At 68.9% G+C, this 1,973-nt stretch carries 3 protein-coding genes; 1 reads left to right on the top strand and 2 read right to left on the bottom strand.

The window, feature by feature from the left end; translation table 11 throughout:
* The coding region (locus Q7A36_RS39525) for a transposase (protein WP_305109272.1) at nt 1-777 on the bottom strand (777 nt) is incomplete at its 3' end.
* 208 nt (nt 778-985) lie between these two features.
* Here Q7A36_RS39525 and Q7A36_RS39530 point away from each other — a divergent pair.
* Complete coding sequence (locus Q7A36_RS39530) at nt 986-1,282, top strand: hypothetical protein (protein WP_305109273.1); 297 nt, start codon at nt 986-988, stop codon at nt 1,280-1,282.
* Here the strand turns inward: Q7A36_RS39530 and Q7A36_RS39535 are convergent.
* The gene (locus Q7A36_RS39535; RefSeq protein ID WP_370655805.1) at nt 1,263-1,952 is read right to left on the bottom strand and encodes an ISAs1 family transposase; all 690 of its coding nucleotides are present in this window, start codon (nt 1,950-1,952) and stop codon (nt 1,263-1,265) included. The two genes, Q7A36_RS39530 and Q7A36_RS39535, sit on opposite strands and share 20 nt — an antisense overlap.
* Nucleotides 1,953-1,973: the final 21 nt, after the last annotated feature.

Genomic DNA, 1,973 nt, shown 5'->3' on the forward strand with positions numbered 1-1,973 from the left:
GGCGGTGTCGCCACGGTCGGCACTGTGCATCTCGGCCGCGACTACCGCGCCGGTGTCGAGATCCAGAGCGTGCTCGGGCTTGTACGCCAGGCGTGTGCGGCCGTCTTTCAGCTTGGCGATGCGCGCATCCGGATCGGTCGGGCTCTCCCACTCGGCGTTGGACAGCGTCTTGCCCTTGCGCTTGCGGTCCAGCCGGATCAGGTCCTCGGCCGTCGGCGTCTCGATGCCGCTCTCCTGGGCCATGCGCACCAGCATCTCGCGGTAGCTCTCGCCACTGTCGCGCCGCACGATCGCCCGCAGGGCGGCGTTGGCCTCCATGGTCGAGGCATCGACGCCGATCCGCTCACCCTTGACCAGGCCGCGCTCAGCGAGGCGCTGCAGCACCCAGGTGAACACCGCATCATGCACCTCGATCGGCAGACGGGCGCGGGTACGGCTCAGCCAGGAGTGGTCGGGCACTGCTTCGCGCTCGCCGAGGCGGAGGAACTCGCGCAGCGACAGGCTGTCGGCGCAGCGCCATTCCAGCCCGCGCTCGCTGTCGATCCCCTCGAAATAGCCGACCAGCAGCATACGGAAGTACCGTCCGGGCGGCAGTGAGGGCCGGCCCTGCCGCGCCGCGTAGTAGGGCGCGCACTGGCCCTCGACGAAGGCGTCGAACCCGGCGCTGAGCAGTTCGGCCTGCAGCCGGTCGTAGAACGCGTGCCCTGGCGAGCGCGGCATCTCCGCCCAGGTCACCAGCAGTTCCGATTGCCGGCCCTTGTGCCGTCCCAGCGCCATGCCACACCCGCCGCTCGCGTCCTGCTGCGACGGAATCAAGTCAGGCCGAGTTCGTCAACGGGCTGCTACACCGGGGCCTATCGCTTCGACGGCAGGGAGCTCGTCAGCACCGCCGACGCCGCGTCGCGGCCGGGGTTCTGTCAGTGCTCGCGCCAAGGGCCCCGTTTGGCCTGGCGGGGTACCGCGGGTAAGATCCGGGACCAGCGGAATGGCGTCAGAGATGGATTGCGTGGCCTGCGGCTCCGCCGCCGTGACGGAGCGGCCGGAGCAGACAGCCCGGGGCTACCGCCGGTTCCGCTGCCGCGACTGCGGCAAGCAGTACAACGAGCGCAGCGGCGGGCTGCTGAACCACATGCAATACCCCTCGGACGTAATCGCCCTCGTGGTGCTGTGGCGCCTTCGCTACCGGCTGACCCTGCGCGACCTGGCCGAGATGTTTCTCCAGCGCGGCCTCGTGTTCAGCCATGAAGCCGTCCCAGGGCTGTTCAACGCTGTGGAATGTTGAGGAGGCCGAGGAGGTAATCGACGCCACCGATGGCGGCGCGGTAGCGGTCCTGCGGGAGTGAGCTTCGGCGGTTGGACTTGAGGATGTTGAAGGCGAAGCTGCGGAGGCGGGCGAAGAGGCCTGGATTGCAGCGAATGCGGGAGCGGTCCTCGCCCATGGTGACGTCGCGGGTGTAGTGCGACGTGTTCTCGATCTTCCAATGGTCCCGGATGGCAGAGGCAGCGCGAACGGCTGGGATCGCGGTCGTGGCGAGGTAGAAGGCGGTCTCGGAGGAGCGGCTCCAGCGACCGGTCTTGGCGCTGCGGGCGAGGACGTCGCGCTCGACGCGGATCACGGCACCGATGAGGGATGCCCACTCGGTGTCGGTGAAGGCGGCGGCGGCATCGAAGACGGTGACGCTGCGCTCCTCCTGGCGGTTGCGCCCCCGATCACGGCTACTGGCCGCGGAAAGCGGGGCGGCGCTGGCGCAGAGGTCCTTGGCCTGCTGATGCAGGGTGGGCTGGTTGTCCTTGACCTGTATGATCAGGTCGGCGCCGGCCTTGGCGCCGAGCTCGAAGGTTTTCTCTGGCAGTGCAGGGCGTCGAGCGTGACCAAGTGGCCAGCCAAGCCGAGTTCGGCGAGCAGCGCCTGAGCGGCCGGGATCTCGTTGGATTTCTCGTCGACCTCGCAGTGCGCCAGCACCAGCGCCGTG

Origin of the sequence: Paracraurococcus lichenis, assembly GCF_030657435.1 — a bacterium.
GTDB classification, from domain to species: Bacteria; Pseudomonadota; Alphaproteobacteria; order Acetobacterales; family Acetobacteraceae; genus Paracraurococcus; species Paracraurococcus lichenis.

Bases quoted from the DNA above. Each gene is read 5' to 3' on its own strand.
- Q7A36_RS39530 (WP_305109273.1), top strand. From the start codon at position 986: ATGGCGTCAGAGATGGATTGCGTGGCCTGCGGCTCCGCCGCCGTGACG.